This is a genomic window from Pseudomonas sp. SCA2728.1_7, assembly GCF_018138145.1.
GTDB classification, from domain to species: domain Bacteria; phylum Pseudomonadota; class Gammaproteobacteria; order Pseudomonadales; family Pseudomonadaceae; genus Aquipseudomonas; species Aquipseudomonas koreensis_A.
On sequence record NZ_CP073104.1, the window covers coordinates 6,548,129 to 6,565,991 of the forward strand.

15 protein-coding genes and 1 pseudogene are annotated in these 17,863 nt (G+C 58.6%); 14 read left to right on the plus strand and 2 right to left on the minus strand.

Features of this window, described 5'->3' with window-relative positions:
* The first annotated feature begins 304 nt into the window (after positions 1–304).
* From KBP52_RS29255 to KBP52_RS29280, 6 genes are read left to right on the plus strand one after another with little or no spacing between them, the layout of a single operon-like run.
* Positions 305–1,399: an ABC transporter ATP-binding protein gene (locus KBP52_RS29255; RefSeq protein WP_007912480.1), complete on the plus strand. Its 1,095-nt coding sequence runs from the start codon at positions 305–307 to the stop codon at positions 1,397–1,399.
* Complete coding sequence (locus tag KBP52_RS29260) at positions 1,399–2,508, plus strand: ABC transporter ATP-binding protein (RefSeq protein WP_108225644.1); 1,110 nt, start codon at positions 1,399–1,401, stop codon at positions 2,506–2,508. Before KBP52_RS29255 ends, KBP52_RS29260 begins: the two co-directional genes overlap by 1 nt.
* A complete protein-coding gene (locus tag KBP52_RS29265; RefSeq protein ID WP_007912484.1) occupies positions 2,505–3,371 on the plus strand; it encodes a sugar ABC transporter permease in 867 nt (288 codons plus the stop codon). Before KBP52_RS29260 ends, KBP52_RS29265 begins: the two co-directional genes overlap by 4 nt.
* A gap of 9 nt (positions 3,372–3,380) precedes the next feature.
* The gene (locus KBP52_RS29270; protein ID WP_077573635.1) at positions 3,381–4,196 is read left to right on the plus strand and encodes a carbohydrate ABC transporter permease; all 816 of its coding nucleotides are present in this window, start codon (positions 3,381–3,383) and stop codon (positions 4,194–4,196) included.
* Between the two features lie 10 nt (positions 4,197–4,206).
* The gene (locus KBP52_RS29275; RefSeq protein WP_007912485.1) at positions 4,207–4,479 is read left to right on the plus strand and encodes a DUF2160 domain-containing protein; all 273 of its coding nucleotides are present in this window, start codon (positions 4,207–4,209) and stop codon (positions 4,477–4,479) included.
* 47 nt (positions 4,480–4,526) lie between these two features.
* Positions 4,527–6,269 carry an ABC transporter substrate-binding protein gene (locus KBP52_RS29280; RefSeq protein WP_212621541.1) on the plus strand — a complete coding sequence of 581 codons (1,743 nt, stop codon included), beginning with the start codon at positions 4,527–4,529 and terminating at the stop codon, positions 6,267–6,269.
* Positions 6,270–6,797: 528 nt separating this feature from the next.
* Here KBP52_RS29280 and KBP52_RS29285 read toward each other — a convergent pair.
* Together KBP52_RS29285 and KBP52_RS29290 are read right to left on the minus strand one after the other, a co-directional pair.
* Positions 6,798–8,231, minus strand: a complete 1,434-nt coding sequence (locus KBP52_RS29285; RefSeq protein ID WP_212621542.1) for a heavy metal sensor histidine kinase — start codon at positions 8,229–8,231, stop codon at positions 6,798–6,800.
* Positions 8,228–8,902 (minus strand): heavy metal response regulator transcription factor, encoded by a 675-nt coding sequence (locus tag KBP52_RS29290; RefSeq protein ID WP_095048087.1) that lies wholly within the window; start codon positions 8,900–8,902, stop codon positions 8,228–8,230. The genes KBP52_RS29285 and KBP52_RS29290 overlap by 4 nt, the downstream gene beginning before the upstream one ends.
* A 443-nt stretch (positions 8,903–9,345) precedes the next feature.
* On the opposite strand from KBP52_RS29290, the pseudogene KBP52_RS29295 reads away from it, so the two are divergent.
* The 8 genes and pseudogenes from KBP52_RS29295 (at position 9,346) to KBP52_RS29330 (ending at position 17,736) form a co-directional block, all read left to right on the plus strand.
* A pseudogene (locus KBP52_RS29295) lies at positions 9,346–10,595 on the plus strand (TolC family protein).
* Positions 10,596–10,644: 49 nt separating this feature from the next.
* Positions 10,645–11,838 carry an efflux RND transporter periplasmic adaptor subunit gene (locus tag KBP52_RS29300; protein WP_212621543.1) on the plus strand — a complete coding sequence of 398 codons (1,194 nt, stop codon included), beginning with the start codon at positions 10,645–10,647 and terminating at the stop codon, positions 11,836–11,838.
* A gap of 15 nt (positions 11,839–11,853) precedes the next feature.
* A complete protein-coding gene (locus tag KBP52_RS29305; RefSeq protein ID WP_212621544.1) occupies positions 11,854–15,003 on the plus strand; it encodes a CusA/CzcA family heavy metal efflux RND transporter in 3,150 nt (1,049 codons plus the stop codon).
* A 223-nt stretch (positions 15,004–15,226) separates the two neighbouring features.
* Positions 15,227–15,430 carry a co-regulatory protein PtrA N-terminal domain-containing protein gene (locus KBP52_RS29310; protein ID WP_212621545.1) on the plus strand — a complete coding sequence of 68 codons (204 nt, stop codon included), beginning with the start codon at positions 15,227–15,229 and terminating at the stop codon, positions 15,428–15,430.
* An 84-nt stretch (positions 15,431–15,514) separates the two neighbouring features.
* Positions 15,515–15,847, plus strand: coding sequence for a DUF2790 domain-containing protein (locus KBP52_RS29315; protein WP_212623176.1), 333 nt, complete (start codon positions 15,515–15,517; stop codon positions 15,845–15,847).
* Between the two features lie 449 nt (positions 15,848–16,296).
* On the plus strand, positions 16,297–16,677 hold the full coding sequence (locus KBP52_RS29320) for a DUF6124 family protein (RefSeq protein WP_212621546.1): 381 nt from the start codon (positions 16,297–16,299) through the stop codon (positions 16,675–16,677).
* A 289-nt stretch (positions 16,678–16,966) separates the two neighbouring features.
* Positions 16,967–17,257 (plus strand): DUF1778 domain-containing protein, encoded by a 291-nt coding sequence (locus KBP52_RS29325; RefSeq protein ID WP_041073246.1) that lies wholly within the window; start codon positions 16,967–16,969, stop codon positions 17,255–17,257.
* Positions 17,215–17,736, plus strand: a complete 522-nt coding sequence (locus KBP52_RS29330; protein ID WP_160058629.1) for a hypothetical protein — start codon at positions 17,215–17,217, stop codon at positions 17,734–17,736. The genes KBP52_RS29325 and KBP52_RS29330 overlap by 43 nt, the downstream gene beginning before the upstream one ends.
* Positions 17,737–17,863: the final 127 nt, after the last annotated feature.

Consider the following 17,863-nt stretch of genomic DNA (forward strand, 5'->3'; position numbering starts at 1 on the left):
AGCGAGCCTGCTCGCGAAAGCGGTCTATCAGACACAATTGCATCGACTGACACACCGCTTTCGCGAGCAGGCTCGCTCCCACAGGGGATCTCTATCGCCTTCAAGATCGGTGAAAAAGCGCTTATAGAGTGTTGTTCACTATTGTTCATTGTCAATCGTCCGGTTGTTCAAATGTGTTCAGCAATGAACGCCTGTTCCCCACGCTTTCAACGATTTTCACGCCAAATCAACCACTTGCCATTTCTGGCACGAAACTCGCTCCCGTGCACAGGTCGCTTGACTCCAATAATAAAAAGGCCGAGCCATGTCACTCACCCTGGAGCACGTCAGCCGTACCGTCGAGGGCCAGACCTGGATCGACGATGCGTGCCTGAAATTCGAACCCGGTTCGTTCAACGTTTTGCTCGGCCGTACGCTGTCCGGCAAAACCAGCCTCATGCGTTTAATGGCTGGTCTGGACAAACCTGACAGCGGCCGCATCCTGATGAACGGCGTCGACGTCACCCAACGCCCGGTGCGTCTGCGCAACGTGTCGATGGTCTATCAGCAGTTCATCAACTACCCGACCATGACCGTGTTCGAGAACATCGCCTCGCCCTTGCGTCAGGCCGGTGTCTCGAAAGAGATCATCCACAGCAAAGTGCAGGAAACCGCGAAGATGCTGCGCATCGAGAAGTTTCTGCAGCGCTATCCGCTGGAACTCTCTGGTGGCCAACAGCAACGCACGGCCATGGCCCGCGCACTGGTCAAGGATGCTGAGCTGATCCTCTTCGATGAGCCGCTGGTCAACCTCGATTACAAACTGCGCGAAGAGCTGCGCCAGGAAATGCGCGAGCTGTTCAAGGCGCGCCACACCATCGCCATTTACGCCACCACCGAGCCCAACGAAGCGCTGGCACTCGGCGGCACCACGACCATTCTTCACGAAGGCCGGGTGATCCAGAGCGGCCCGTCGACTTCGGTCTATCACCAGCCGCAAACCGTGCTCGCCGCCGAACTGTTCTCCGAGCCGCCGATCAACCTGATGCCCGGGCGCATTGCCGGTAACGAAGTCAGTTTCGCCAACTTCGTGCACTTTCCGTTAAACGTCGATCTGCGCCCGGTGGGCGAGGGCGAGTTTCGTTTTGGCGTGCGCCCCAGCCATATCTCGCTGGTCCCGAGCAACGATGACGATCTGGAATTGGCAGTGACCGTCGAAGTCGCCGAGATCAGCGGTTCGGAAACCTTCCTGCACGTGCGCAACGAGCATTTCCTGCTGGTGCTGCACCTGCCCGGCGTTCACGAATACGACGTCGATGCGCCGATCCGCATTTACATCCCGACCCACAAACTGTTCGTTTTCGATGCGCAGGGCCGTCTGGTGCAAGCACCGGGCCGGCGTGTCGCGAGGGTTGCCTGATGGCCGAAATCCGTTTGCAGCACCTCGCCCACAGCTACAGCAAAACCCCGAGCGGCGCCGAGGATTACGCGATTCGCGAGATGGATCACGTCTGGGAGCAGGGCGGCGCCTACGCCTTGCTCGGGCCGTCGGGTTGCGGCAAGTCGACCTTGCTCAACATCATTTCCGGTTTGCTCAGCCCTTCGCAGGGCCATGTGTTGTTCGACGGCAAAGCGGTCAACGACCTGACGCCGGAGAAGCGCAACATCGCCCAGGTTTTCCAGTTCCCGGTGGTCTACGACACCATGACTGTGTTCGATAACCTGGCTTTCCCCCTGCGCAATCAGGGTATGGCCGAGGCGAAAGTACACAGCAAGGTGCAGGAAATTGCCGAAGTTCTCGACCTGCAAAACCTCCTGAGCAAGAAGGCACGCAACCTCACCGCCGACGAAAAACAGAAAGTCTCGATGGGCCGTGGTCTGGTGCGCGACGACGTTTCCGCAATCCTGTTCGACGAGCCGCTGACGGTGATCGATCCGCACCTGAAGTGGAAGCTGCGACGCAAGCTCAAACAGATTCACGAGCAGTTCAACATCACCATGGTCTACGTCACCCACGATCAACTCGAGGCCTCGACCTTCGCCGACAAGATCGCGGTGATGTACGGCGGCCAGATCGTCCAGTTCGGCACGCCACGGGAATTGTTCGAGCGGCCGAGCCATACCTTTGTCGGCTATTTCATCGGCAGCCCCGGGATGAACCTGATCGATGTGCAGCCACAGCCCGGCGGTGTTGGTTTCGCCTCGACGCACCTGCCGTTGTCCGACGCCATGCAGCGACATATCGAACACGGTCAATGGAAAAATCTGAAGGTCGGCATCCGTCCGGAGTTTATTCATGTCTGGGACGAGCCGTTTGATGACGCGATGCAGGCCAGGGTCGTACACGTCGAAGACCTCGGCACCTACAAGATCATGACCCTCGACCTCGACGGCGCCCCGTTGAAAGTACGTCTGGCCGAAGACAAACCGGTGCCACAGGGCACCGCGTACATCAGTTTCCCGGCGCAGTGGCTGATGGTCTATGCCGATGAGTTTCTGCTCGAAGCCGACGACGAGGTGCAGCCATGAACAAGGTGCAGAACAACAAGGCCTGGTGGCTGGTGTTGCCGGTGTTCCTGCTGGTGGCGTTCAGTGCGGTGATCCCGATGATGACCGTGGTCAACTACTCGGTGCAGGACATCTTCGACCAGTCCAGCCGCTACTTCGTCGGCGCCGACTGGTACAAGCAAGTGCTGCTCGATCCACGTCTGCATGACTCGTTGCTGCGTCAGTTCATCTACTCGGCCTGCGTGTTGCTGATCGAAATTCCTTTGGGTATTGCCGTCGCGCTGACCATGCCGACCAAGGGTCGCTGGTCGTCGGTGGTGCTGATCATCCTGGCGATTCCGTTGCTGATCCCATGGAACGTAGTCGGCACCATTTGGCAGATCTTCGGCCGTGCCGACATTGGTCTGCTTGGTTCCAGCCTCAACGCCATGGGCATCAGTTACAACTATGCGGCCAACACCATGGACGCCTGGGTGACGGTGCTGGTGATGGACGTCTGGCACTGGACTTCATTGGTGGCGCTGCTGTGCTTCTCCGGTTTGCGCGCGATTCCCGACGTGTATTACCAGGCTGCGCGCATCGACCGCGCCTCGGCCTGGGCGGTGTTCAGGCACATTCAGTTGCCCAAGCTGAAGAGCGTGCTGCTGATCGCGGTGATGCTGCGCTTCATGGACAGTTTCATGATCTACACCGAGCCGTTCGTGCTCACCGGCGGCGGGCCGGGTAACGCCACGACCTTCTTGAGTCAGACGTTGACGCAGATGGCCGTAGGGCAATTCGACCTCGGTCCGGCAGCGGCGTTTTCGCTGGTGTACTTCCTGATCATCCTGTTGGTGTCCTGGCTGTTCTACACCGCCATGACGCACTCCGACGCCAACCGCTGAGGCCCGGCCATGAGCAAACGGCTTACCCCTATGAAAAAAGTTATTCCACTGCTGGTGTACATCCTGTTCCTGCTGGTGCCGATCTACTGGCTGCTGAACATGTCGTTCAAGAGCAACACCGAAATCCTCGGCGGCCTGACACTTTTCCCACAGGACTTCACGCTGGCGAACTACAAGGTGATCTTCACCGATCCGAGCTGGTACACCGGTTATCTGAACTCGCTGTATTACGTGAGTTTGAACACGGTGATCTCGCTGAGCGTGGCGCTGCCAGCGGCGTATGCGTTTTCGCGCTATCGCTTTCTCGGCGACAAGCACCTGTTCTTCTGGCTGCTGACCAACCGCATGGCGCCACCGGCGGTGTTCTTGCTGCCGTTCTTCCAGCTGTATTCGTCGATTGGCCTGTTCGATACGCACATCGCCGTGGCCTTGGCGCACTGCCTGTTCAACGTGCCATTAGCGGTGTGGATTCTCGAAGGTTTCATGTCTGGGGTGCCCAAGGAAATCGACGAAACCGCCTACATCGACGGCTACAGTTTCCCCAAGTTCTTCGTGAAGATTTTCATCCCGTTGATTGGCTCGGGCATCGGTGTCACGGCGTTTTTCTGCTTCATGTTTTCCTGGGTCGAACTGCTCCTCGCGCGTACGCTGACCTCGGTAAACGCCAAGCCAATCGCCGCCGTCATGACGCGCACGGTTTCCGCTTCGGGTATCGACTGGGGCGTGTTGGCAGCGGCGGGGGTGTTGACCATTCTGCCGGGCATGCTGGTGATCTGGTTTGTTCGCAACCACGTGGCCAAGGGCTTTGCCCTTGGTCGGGTCTGAGGAGCTGATGATGGAATGGATGAGCTGGACCACGCCTACCGCAGCATTCTTCATCGTCATCGGCCTGATTCTGGTCGGCATGACTACTTGGGAATTGCGTTCGCCGAGCATCCTGCGGCGAGGTTTTCTGCCGATTGCCACCACCCGTGGTGATCGTTTGTTTATCGGTCTTCTCGGCAGCGCCTACCTGCATTTGCTGGTGATCGGCGCCACCGACTGGAGCATCTGGGTGGCGTCCGCGTTGTCCCTGGTGTGGCTGTTGGCTGTGATGCGTTGGGGCTAGTCGAGTCGTTCGGCAACGCGGCTCCACAACTTAAACAGGAGGTCTCTATGTTCGACAAAAACAATAAGCTGCGACATAGCATTTCATTGGCAGCCATGCTGGCACTCAGCGGTTTGAGCGCCGCCGCGTGGGCCGATGCCTACGAGGACGCGGCGAAAAAATGGATCGGCAGTGAATTCAAACCGTCGACCCTGACGGCCGATCAGCAACTCGAAGAATTGAAGTGGTTCATCAAGGCGGCCGAGCCGTTTCGCGGCATGGACATCAAGGTCGTTTCCGAGACCCTGACCACCCACGAATACGAGTCGAAAGTGCTCGCCAAGGCGTTCAGCGAAATCACCGGGATCAAGCTCACCCACGACCTGCTGCAAGAAGGCGACGTGGTCGAGAAAATGCAGACGGTGATGCAGTCCGACAAGAATATCTATGACGGCTGGGTCAACGACTCGGACCTGATCGGTACGCACTTTCGCTACGGCAAGACCGAATCGATCACCGACCTGATGGCCAACGAAGGCAAGAACTTCACCTCGCCAACCCTCGACATCAAGGACTTCATCGGCATCTCGTTCACCACCGCGCCGGACGGCAAGATCTATCAACTGCCCGACCAGCAATTCGCCAACCTGTACTGGTTCCGCGCTGACTGGTTCGAACGTGCGGATCTGAAAGCCAAGTTCAAGGAAAAGTACGGCTACGAATTGGGCGTGCCGGTGAACTGGTCAGCCTATGAAGACATCGCCAAATTCTTCAGCGAAGACGTCAAGGAAATCGACGGCAAACGCGTTTACGGGCACATGGACTACGGCAAGAAAGACCCGTCGCTGGGCTGGCGCTTCACCGATGCCTGGTTCTCCATGGCCGGTGGCGGCGACAAGGGACTGCCCAACGGTTTGCCGGTGGACGAGTGGGGGATTCGTGTCGAGGACTGCCACCCGGTGGGTTCCAGCGTGACTCGCGGCGGCGATACCAACGGCCCGGCGGCGGTGTTCGCCACCACCAAATATGTCGACTGGCTGAAGAAGTACGCGCCACCGGAAGCGGCGGGCATGACCTTCTCCGAGTCCGGCCCGGTGCCGTCGCAGGGCAACATTGCGCAGCAGATCTTCTGGTACACCGCGTTCACCGCCGACATGACCAAACCGGGCCTGCCAGTGGTCAACGCCGACGGCACGCCGAAATGGCGCATGGCGCCATCGCCACGCGGGCCGTATTGGGAGGAGGGCATGAAGCTCGGTTATCAGGACGTGGGTTCGTGGACGTTCATGAAATCCACGCCTGAGAAGCAGAAGCTGGCAGCGTGGCTGTACGCGCAGTTCGTCACCTCGAAAACCGTGTCGCTGAAGAAAACCATCGTCGGCCTGACGCCGATTCGCGAGTCGGACATCAACTCGCAAGCGATGACCGACCTGGCGCCGAAGCTCGGTGGTCTGGTCGAGTTCTACCGCAGCCCGGCCCGCGTGCAATGGACCCCGACCGGGACCAATGTGCCGGACTACCCGCGTCTGGCGCAACTGTGGTGGAGCCACATCGCCGAAGCGGCCAGCGGCGAGAAGACCCCGCAACAGGCGCTCGATGGTTTGGCCAAGGACCAGGACGCGATCATGACGCGTCTGGAACGCTCCAAGGCCCAAGCTGTTTGTGCACCGAAGATGAATCCGGAGCGCGACGCGCAATACTGGTTTGATCAGCCGGGCGCACCGAAGCCGAAACTGGCGAACGAGAAGCCGAAAGGCGAGACCGTGAGCTATAACGAACTGCTGAAATCCTGGGCGGATGCGCGTAAGTAAAAGCTGAAATGTGAAACGCGAACGGCACCGGAAGGTGCCGTTTTTTTTTGCTGCCTGATCTACCGTATTCGCGAGCAGGCTCGCTCCCACAGAGGTTTGCGGCGTACACCGCATCTGTGAACGACACACAAACCTGTAGGAGTGAGCCTGCTCGCGATAGCGGTGTGTCAGACGAAAAAGATACCGACTGACCGGCCGCCATCGCTTGCAGGCAAGCTCCCACAGGTTTTGGCGGTGTCCACACATTTTGTGGATGACTACTGCCCCTGTGGGAGCGAGCCTGCTCGCGATGGCGGTTTGTCAAATAACAAACATGTGACTGACCCGCCGCCATCGCTTGCAGGCAAGCTCCCACAGGTTTTGGCGGCGTCCACATATTTTGTGAATGACTACTGTCTCTGTGGGAGCGAGCCTGCTCGCGAAGGCTGAGTATCAGGCAGTGCAGATGTTGCAGGACCCAACGCGATCGCGAGCAGGCGAAGGCCTACAGGTTTCAGTGTTGTTCACAAAACCTGAGTACCCCGAAAATCACTGTGGGAGCTTGCCTGCAAGCGAAGGGGCCATTGGCGGCACCGCAGGAAACCCAAGCCGGAACACGGTCATCGCCCCCGGCAAGCTCTTAACCTCCGCCACACCCTGATGCAGGCTCATGATCGAGCGCACGATCGCCAGCCCCAACCCCGTGCTGCCCTGTGAGCGTGAGCGGCTGCTGTCGACGCGGTAGAAGCGGTCGAACAGATGTGGCAAATGCTGCGCTTCAATCCCGGCGCCGGGGTTACTGACCAGCAGGGAAGCCTGCGTCGCACTCTGTTCAATCAGCAGCGTCACGGTTTTCCCGTTCGGGCAGTGGCGCAGTGCGTTGGACAGCAAATTCGAAATCGCCCGCTGAATCATCAACCGGTCGCCCAGCACCGAGGCACTGCCAAGCACATTCAAATGAATATCCTTGTCCTGCGCCGACAACGAAAACATCTCCGCGACCTTCGCCACTTCAACCTCCAGCGCCACCGCTTCAAACGGCGCCAGCGCTGACGGATGACTCACCTGCGCGAGAAACAACATGTCCGAGACAATCCGCGCCACGCGCTCCAGTTCTTCGGTGCACGACACCAGCACATCCTTGTATTCCTCCACCGAGCGCTCGCGCGACAGCGTGACCTGCGCCTTGCCCATCAGATTGTTGATCGGTGTGCGCAGTTCATGCGCCAGATCATCGGAAAACTGCGACAACTGCTGCACCCCGGCATCCAGCCGATGCAGCATGAAGTTGATGCCTTGCGCCAGTTCGCTCAATTCCTGCGGCATGTTCACCACCGACAGCCGATGCTCCAGATCCTGGGTCGAGACCATCGCCGCCACTTTGCGAAACTCGCGCAGCGGCGCCAACCCACGCTGCACCGCGCCCCAGGCCGTCAGGCCGATGAATACCAGCAGCAACGGCAAGGCAATCAGCGTCGAGCGCAGGTAGGCGCTGAGCAAAGCCTGATCGTGGGCGTTGTCCATCGACAGCAGCACCGGCACACTCGAGCCGTCCTTCAGGCGAATCAGCTTGGAAACCGTGAGGAATTTCGCCCCTTCAGCATCGATGCTGTCGGAGTAAGTCAGCTGCTCAGTGGTCGCCCGCACCGCTTTCAATTCCACCCGTGGATCGCTCAAGCCACTGCCGGATTTGAGCAGCGGCGAGCGCAGGTTCAAGCGGTCATAAATCGTCAGCGTCAGGTTGTCATGCCCCATCACCTGATCGAGCAGAATATGCGGCTTGCCACTGATTTCATTGGCATCGATGTACAGCGACAGGCTGTGCTCCACCTGCGCCATCTTCTTTTCCAGGCTGTCCCGAGATAGCGCGTTCAGTTCATGGGTCAGAGCGAAATAGGCGAGGATCGCCAGAAACACCACCAGCAGCGCGCCGAGAATACTCACCGTCAAACCGAGGCGCATCGACAGGCTGGAGGGCTTCATTCCCGCGCCTCCAGCACATAGCCGACACCGCGCAGGGTGTGAATCAGTTTGCTGTCGAACGGGTCGTCGATCTTCGCCCGCAAACGGCGGATCGACACTTCGACCACGTTGGTGTCGCAATCGAAATTCATGTCCCACACCAGCGAGATAATTTGTGTGCGCGTCAGCACTTCGCCGGACTGGCGCATCAGCAGGTGCAGCAGGGCGAATTCCTTGGTGGTCAGGTCGATTCGCTGTTGCCCGCGAAACGCGCGATGGCGGCCCGGATCGAGTTCCAGATCGGCCACTTTCAACACCTGCGGCACCGGGATGTTTTCGCTACGGCGCATCAATGTGCGCACCCGCGCCAGCAGTTCGGGAAACTCGAACGGCTTGACCAGATAATCATCGGCGCCCAGATCAAGGCCACGAATCTTGTCGGCCAGACGCCCGCGCGCGGTGAGCATCATCACCCGCGTCGAATGGGTGCGACGCAACTGTTCCAGCACACCCCAGCCGTCGAGTTCCGGCAGGTTCACGTCGAGAATGATCAGGTCATAGGCCTGCTGTTGCGCCAGATGCAAACCATCGGCGCCAGTGGCGGCGTGGTCAACGACATAACCACTTTCGGTCAAACCCTGATGCAAGTATTCGGCAGCTTTAAGCTCGTCCTCGACGACAAGGATTCGCATGATCTATCACCACTTTTATTTAATGGATATTTAATTAAGGTGGCCGGGAAAGTTATTGTTTTTGTAGGGGCTTCCGGATGGCGTTGTCTGTCTTGCAAGTAATGTCCTACAGGGATTTCTCACTGCGCAGGCGTGCACGGTAAAGGCTGAAGTGGCTACAGAGTCAACGCGTGAAGGCTTTAAATCGGCCACTCGCGACAGTCTGTCGCAGCAGAAAAGCCAAAATCTGCGTGGCTTTGATTCCGGCAAGTGCTGTTCAGCGGATAACTACGGTGTATTTGTTTCGGTGTATTACGGCAATGCCCTTTGCACTTCGCATCCTAGAGCAAAACAACTTCTGCAAACCGTGGATAACGGATTTGTAATGTTTCAGTCACCTTGTCGATAAGTTCAAAACCCTACCGTGGCGGCATCAAAGATTCTTCAATAAAGGAAGTCTTCCATTGCCCGGTTTAATTGAACGGACGGCGCGATCACGCCTGCAAAAAGCCGTCAGCGGCATGCTCTTGTTGGCCAGTGCGAGCCTGGCCAGTGCCTCGCCCCTGACCCTCGATCAAGCCCTGCAAAGTGCCTTTGCCGGCAACCCGGAACTGGCCGCTGCGCAATGGGAAATCGGCATCGCCGAAGGTGACCGCCAACAGGCCGGCCTGATCCCCAACCCCGAAGTGTCGTGGGAAGCCGAAGACACTCGCCGCGAGTCGCGCACGACCACGGTAATGCTCAGTCAGCCAATCGAACTGGGCGGCAAACGCGGCGCACGGATCGACGTCGCCAGTCGCGCGCAGGATGCTGCCGGCATCGAACTGGAGCGCAAACGCAATGCATTGCGTGCCGATGTCATTCAGGCGTTCAACAGCGCGCAAACCGCGCAGCAACGTCTGCAGCTGTCACGACAGTCGCTGCAACTGGCCGAGCACGGTGTACGCGTGGCGCAAGGACGGATCGAGGCGGGTAAATCGTCGCCGGTCGAAGGCACGCGGGCGCAAGTGCAGCTCTCGGAAGTGCGCCTGGAACTGAGCCGCGCCGAACGCGACCAGGCCACCGCATACCAACAATTGGTGCAAGTCATGGGCGCGCCGTTGCCGACGTCGACCAAGGTGCAGGCACCCACGCAAAGCATGCCGGCCGTTCCTCCACCGACACGATTGCTCGAGCGTCTGAACGAGACTGCCGAACTGCGTCTGGCCAAGTTGCAGATCGATCAGCGCGAAGCGTCATTGGGCCTGGAAAAGTCCCAGCGCATCCCCGACCTCACCGTGAGCATCGGCAGTCAGTACAGCGAAACCGCGAGCGCGAGCGGGTCAACGTGGTCGGCCTGTCGATGCCGATTCCACTGTTCAACCGCAATCAGGGCAACGTGCTCGCCGCAGCGCGCCGAACTGATCAGGCGCGGGATCTGCGCAACGCCACCGAGCTGCGATTGCGCACGGAAATCCAGACCAGTCTCGAGCAATGGCAGACCGCCAACGGCGAAGTCACCGCGTTCAACCAGACCATCCTGCCCGCCGCGCAAAGTGCGGTCGACAGCGCAACCCGCGGTTTCGAAATGGGCAAGTTCGGCTTCCTCGATGTACTCGATGCGCAACGCACGTTGATCAGCGCCCGTAGCCAGTACATCCAGGCCGTCAGCGAGGCCACCGACGCCCGCGTACGCATCGAACGGATCTTTGGCGACCTCAACGTCAGCCGTTGAATTTCATTTTTCAGACAACTGCGCGATGGCATGGCGCAGAGGAGTTTCCATGGACAAAAAACTGATGGTTGTCGCGGTGGCGACGTTGGCGTTGGGGATTGGCATAGGCTCGCAGTGGTCAGCCAACTCAAGCATCGACGCCCACGCCGATGAGGCTGCTGAACACGCCGATCACGCCGAAGAAGGCGCCGCTGCCGAAGGCGAACATGGCGAAGAAGGACACATTGAATTGAGCGCCGAACAGATCACCGCTGCCGGTATTCAACTCGCCGAAGCAAAGGCGCAGAACCTCAGCCTCGGCCTGCCGTTCCCCGGCGAAGTGCGCTTCGACGAAGACCGCACCGCCCACGTCGTACCGCGCGTGCCAGGTGTGGTCGAGGCGGTGGCGGTCAACCTCGGGCAAACGGTGAAGAAGGGCCAGTTACTGGCGGTGATCGCCAGTCAGCAGATCTCCGATCAACGCAGCGAGCAGGCCGCCGCGCAGCGTCGCTTGACGTTGGCGCGCACCACTTATGAACGCGAGAAAAAACTCTGGCAGGACAAGATCTCCGCCGAGCAGGATTTCCTCCAGGCGCGCCAGGCGTTGCAAGAGGCGGAAATCGCCGTGAGCAATGCGCGGCAAAAGATCAGCGTGCTCAGCGGCAGCGTGGTCGCCACTGGCGGCAATCGCTACGAGTTGCGCGCACCGTTCGACGGCGTGGTGGTGGAAAAACACCTGACGCCGGGCGAGGTGGTCGATGAAAGCACAGCGGCGTTCACCCTCTCGGATCTGTCGCGAGTGTGGGTGACGTTCGGCGTGTCACCGAAGGATCTGAACAAGGTGCAAGTGGGCAAAGCGGTCACCGTCAGCGCCCCGGAATTGAACGCGGAAGTCACCGGTAGCGTGGCTTACGTTGGCAGTTTGCTCGGCGAACAGACCCGCACGGCAACCGTACGCGTCACCCTGGAAAACCCACAAGGTTCATGGCGCCCCGGTCTGTTCGTCACTGCGCTGGTGGCGACCGACAGTCGCGAAGCGAAGGTTGCCGTACCGGAAACCGCGATCCAGACCGTCGAGGACAAACCTACGGTGTTCGTGCGTACCGACGATGGCTTCGAAGCGCGCGCGGTTGAACTGGGCAGCCGCGCCGCCGGCCATGTGGAAATCACTCAAGGGCTGGAACCGGGCGCGCAAGTCGCCAGCGCCGGCAGCTTCGTCCTCAAGTCGGAGCTGGGCAAAGCCTCAGCCGAGCACAGTCATTAATTCTGGAAGGTCCTCATGTTCGAACGCCTGATCCAGTTTGCCATCGAGCAACGCATCATCGTGCTGCTCGCCGTTCTGCTTATGGCCGGCCTCGGCATTGCCAGTTATCAAAAGCTGCCGATCGACGCCGTGCCCGACATCACCAACGTCCAGGTGCAGATCAACACCGGCGCCGCCGGGTTCTCGCCGCTGGAAACCGAGCAACGCATCACTTTCCCGATTGAAACCGCGATGGCCGGTTTGCCGGCACTGGAGCAGACCCGTTCGCTGTCGCGCTCGGGGCTGTCGCAGGTCACGGTGATCTTCAAGGACGGCACTGACCTGTTCTTCGCCCGCCAATTGGTCAACGAACGTTTGCAGATCGCCAAGGAGCAATTGCCCGAAGGCGCGGAAGCGTTGATGGGGCCGATTTCCACCGGTCTCGGTGAGATCTTTTTGTGGACAGTCGAGGCGAAGGAGGGCGCGCTGAAGGACGACGGCACGCCGTACACGCCGACTGATCTGCGGGTGATTCAGGACTGGATCATCAAGCCGCAATTGCGCAACGTGCCCGGCGTCGCCGAGATCAACACCATCGGTGGTTTCGCCAAGGAATATCAGATCGCGCCGGACCCGAAACGCCTGGCCGCGTACAAGCTGACGCTCACCGATCTGGTCACCGCGCTGGAGCGCAACAACGCCAACGTCGGCGCCGGCTACATCGAGCGCAGCGGCGAACAATTGCTGATCCGCGCGCCGGGGCAAGTGGCGAGCACCGAGGACATCGCCAACATCGTCATGGCCAATGTCGACGGCACGCCGATCCGCGTGAAGAACGTCGCGACAGTGGAAATCGGCCGTGAATTGCGCAGCGGCGCGGCCACGGAAAACGGGCGGGAAGTGGTGCTCGGCACCGTGTTCATGTTGATCGGCGAGAACAGCCGTACGGTGTCGCAAGCAGTCGCGAGCAAGCTTGAACAGATCAATAAATCCCTGCCTGTCGGGGTGATCGCCGTGCCGGTTTACGACCGTACGCACCTGGTCGACAAAGCCATTGCCACGGTGAAAAAGAACCTGATCGAAGGCGCGATTCTGGTCATCGCGATTCTGTTCCTGTTCCTCGGCAATATCCGCGCGGCGCTGATTACCGCGATGGTGATTCCGCTGTCGATGCTGTTCACCTTCACCGGGATGTTCAGCAACAAGGTCAGTGCCAACCTGATGAGCCTCGGCGCGCTGGACTTCGGCATCATCGTCGACGGCGCAGTGGTGATCGTTGAAAACACCCTGCGTCGACTGGCCCATGCGCAGCAGCATCACGGACGATTGTTGACCCGTGCCGAGCGTTTCAAGGAAGTCTTTGCCGCAGCGAAAGAGGCGCGACGACCGCTGATTTTCGGCCAGTTGATCATCATGGTCGTGTACCTACCGATCTTCGCCCTGAGCGGCGTAGAAGGGAAAATGTTCCACCCGATGGCGTTCACTGTGGTCATCGCTTTGCTTGGCGCGATGTTGCTTTCCGTGACCTTCGTGCCGGCGGCGATTGCGCTGTTCGTGACCGGCAAGGTCAAGGAAGAAGAGGGCGCAGTGATGCGTGGCGCCCGTCGTGTTTATGCGCCGGCGCTCGCGTGGGTGATGTCCCATCGCGCAATCGCTGTGGGTGTGGCGTTGGGCGTGATCGTGCTCAGCGGTGTGCTCACCAGTCGTATGGGCAGCGAATTTGTGCCGAGCCTCAGTGAGGGCGATTTTGCCCTGCAAGCGTTGCGTGTACCGGGCACCAGCCTGACGCAATCGGTGGATATGCAGCAGAGGTTGGAGACCTTGATTTTGGCGAAAGTGCCGGAAGTCGAGCGCGTGTTTGCCCGCACTGGCACCGCCGAAATCGCCTCGGATCCGATGCCGCCGAACATCTCCGACAGCTACGTGATGCTCAAGCCGAAAGAGCAGTGGCCGGACCCGGGCAAGTCCCGTGAAACCTTGATGGCGGAACTGCAAGCGGCCGCCGCGACGCTGCCGGGCAGCAACTATGAACTTTCGCAGCCGATCCAGTTGCGCTTCAACGAATTGATCTCTGGTGTGCGTAGCGATGTGGCAGTGAAGGTGTTTGGCGATGACATGGATGTGCTCAATGCCACAGCGGCGAAGATTGCCGCCGCGATGCAGAAGGTTAACGGCGCCTCGGAAGTGAAGGTCGAACAAACCACCGGATTGCCGGTACTGACCATCAACATTGATCGCGACAAGGCTGCGCGTTACGGGCTGAACGTCGGTGATGTGCAGGACACCATCGCGGTCGCGGTGGGCGGGCGGCAGGCCGGAACGTTGTATGAGGGCGACCGGCGTTTCGACATGGTGGTGCGTTTGTCCGATGCCATGCGCAAGGACATCGATGGGCTGTCGGCGTTGCTGATTCCGGTGCCTGCGGTGAATGGTTCGGCGAATCAGATCGGTTTCATTGCGCTGCAAGAAGTCGCCAGTCTGGATCTGGTGCTCGGGCCGAATCAGGTCAGCCGCGAGAACGGCAAGCGTCTGGTGATCGTCAGCGCCAACGTGCGTGGGCGTGATATCGGTTCATTTGTCAGCGAGGCCGGTGAGGTGATCGAGCGTGATGTGCAAGTGCCGGCCGGTTACTGGACCAGTTGGGGCGGGCAGTTCGAGCAACTGCAATCGGCGGCCAAGCGCTTGCAGATTGTCGTGCCGGTGGCGTTGCTGCTGGTGTTCGGGTTGTTGTTCATGATGTTCAACAACCTGAAGGACGGCTTGCTGGTGTTTACCGGGATTCCGTTTGCCTTGACCGGTGGGGTCATGGCGCTGTGGCTGCGCGATATTCCGCTGTCGATTTCGGCGGGTGTCGGGTTTATCGCGTTGTCCGGGGTGGCGGTGTTGAACGGCTTGGTGATGATTGCGTTTATTCGTAATTTGCGTGAGGAGGGGCGGTCGCTGTCCGATGCGATCAACGAAGGCGCTCTGACGCGTTTGCGGCCGGTGTTGATGACGGCGTTGGTGGCGTCGCTGGGCTTTATTCCGATGGCTCTGGCTACCGGCACCGGCGCTGAAGTGCAACGCCCACTGGCAACCGTGGTGATCGGCGGAATCCTGTCCTCCACGATCCTCACGCTGCTGATCTTGCCGGCGCTCTACCAACTCGCCCATCGCCGGGATGAGGACGCCGTTCCAACCAAATAGGTAATCCCCTCTGTAGGAGTGAGCCTGCTCGCGATAGCGGTCTATCAGTCAGATCTACATTGACTGACCCACCGCTATCGCGAGCAGGCTCACTCCTACAGGTTTTGTGTTCGACTTCAGAAGTGTGTCCGGGAGATAACGGATATGTAATTTCCCCGCCACCGTGACGATAGGTTCGGATTGTTACCTTGATCCCGTCAGTTACTTAAACGAGGAATCAAAGATGAAAATCGTACAGATGGGTGCTTTTGTTGTGGCGTTGGCGATCTCTTCCGTGGCCCTGGCCGAAGGCGGCGGTGACCGTACTTTCGAACGGATGATGAACAACAACGACCGTTCCATGGAGCTGTTCGTCGCCAAGGAAAAAGCCGCCGGCAACCCGGTTGTCGTCACTGACAAGAAAGACGACAAAACCCGCGATCTGTAAGCCTGCTGCACCTGAACAAGCCCGTTATCGCGCATCGATGCCGGGCTTTTTTTACGCCCGGACGGGAAGGAAATGGATATGAATATGAAATTACTCAAGTTGATCGCTTTCGCCGCTGTCATGGCGATGTCGGTGAATGTGCTGGCTGAAGGTGGCGGTGACCGCACTTTCGAACGTGCGCTCAGCGCCAACGCCAAAGCCATGGAACAGTACGCCGCCAACCAGGGCAAAGCGCCGCCAGCGGTGAAGGATTACGAATACGGAATGGAGCTGGACGTGGTCAAAGTGGTGAGCGTGGTGAAGCCGCAGCCTGCGTGCAAAGTGGTGCCAACGGCCATGACTTATGAGGATTCCAAGGGGCAGCTCAACACCATCAAGTACAACGTGATGGGCGTGTGTCGAAACGGCGGGAGCTGAATCTGTAACGTCTAATCGCGGTCCCCTGTAGGAGCTGCCGAAGGCTGCGATCTTTTGATCTTGATCTTGAAAATCAAAAGATCGCAGCCTTCGGCAGCTCCTACACGTTCTGTATTTCAATTCGTGATGTTTAAGTGTTGTGTGGGAAGTGCGGAACCTTCCCACAATGTTTTCAGGTTGTCCGTCGGACGTCCGCTCTCTAGCCTGTGTGGGTCGCTGCCAATTCAGCGATCGGGATTGGAACCCCGCGGCTCAACTGAAGCAAAACGCACTGTTCATGACGTATGCTTGCGCACTTTCATGTGTGCACTCCGTTATGGCGGCTGTGCGCGGGAGACTTCGAGTCTGTCGGGTTTGCTCAGTTGCCCGGGTTCCAACCTGCGTACAGCTGCCACCCTTTCGCGTGGAACCGAAAGGGCCAGCTCCACCTTCAAGCTGAGTAAAACATTATGAAAAAGCCAACCCCGAATCCCCCCGAAACAGACGTCATCCCGGACGCCAACTCAACATCCCCCTACGCCTCCGTCGAAACTAAAAAACTTCACGAAGCCGCCGACCGCGCCCTCGATTTCTACCTCAAACCCTCAGTCGCCATCATGTCCGCACCGTACATCCCCAACCAGATGTTCCTGGTCAATCCCAAAGCCGATACCGAATCATTACTGGCCAACGCCAGCGAATCCCTGGCTTCGGCCACGGTGATGCTCGGCGACTTCGCCGCACTGCTGAACGGCACCCATCGCAAGACGCTACTCGGTATTGCACAGGTCGTCATGCTCGGCGAACTGGCGGTGAACAAAGCGCTGGATAACGTGGAGGTCAGGACGTAGGCAAAGGTCCTTTGGCGAGGATCTCTTTCTCGCCAGACTAAATAAAATGACCGTGTATCTTAAAGCTATACGCGTATATGCATTAGCTACACGGTCGGTATAGAATCGACTCCGAAGCTGCTCACATGGCTTCGCACCTCAAACGTTAGATCTCACGTTAAGAGCATGGCCTAAACCTCTCCGGGCCACTCAAGGAGTCAGAAAATGAAAAGTAAACAAAAGCTGATGTGCTAACGCCATAAGGAGGCTCCAGTTCCAACATCACCTACCCAGATGGGAAACAGAACAAATGTCCACAACTGAAAGCGTTGAAAAATCCAAACCCGTTCCAATCAACATGAGAGCGGACGAAAAGAAACGTAATCTGATCGATTTGGCAGCCGCCATGTCTGGTCGTGATCGCACAAGTTTTATCCTGGAAGCTGCCTGCCAAAAAGCTGAAGAGGTGATTCTGGATAAACGACTGTTCCTTCTCGACGACAGCGCATTTGACGCATTCGAACAGGCTATTGAAGCCAATCCGGCTCGAGGTAACGAATGCCTGCACCAACTGCTCGCACGTCCAAAACGTTGGAGTTGACCGCCCCCGAGAAGCTCAACGACCTACACGAGCTCAATGCTTTCGATTCTGGTGAGGTGACCATTGACCATTACCTGCAGAGGAAGGCGCGAAAAGCCCAATCCACCAAGCAGGCTGTTGTGTACGTCAGTTGCCTCAAAGGCACGTCGAATGTGATGGCCTATTACACGCTCTCCAGCGGATCAGTCGCCCGTGCCAGCGTCATGCCGAAAAGCAGTCAACGCAATTCGCCCAGTGTCCATCCGGTAACTCTATTGGGGCGTATGGGGGTAACGCGCGAAGCTCAGGGCCAAGGTTTCGCTGTCGATTTACTGCAAGATGCGATTGAAAGAGCCCTCAACGCGTCTCAGTCGATCGGATCCAGCGCAATAATTGTTCATCCCTTGAATGATCGGCTGTCGAGCTTTTATATCAAGTACGCGGGATTCATTCCGTGCCCCGACATTTCCCCTATAACCCTGATGCTGCCTTTACGCTAAAGCTTGGCTTTCAGCTACCCGCTAGGTTGTCTCGATAGCGGGTTGATTATGTCGCGACCGCAGCGCAAAAAAGCGCCCGAAGGACGCCAAAAGATTCACCTCTTACCAAAGGAGCAAGGAGCTTCTA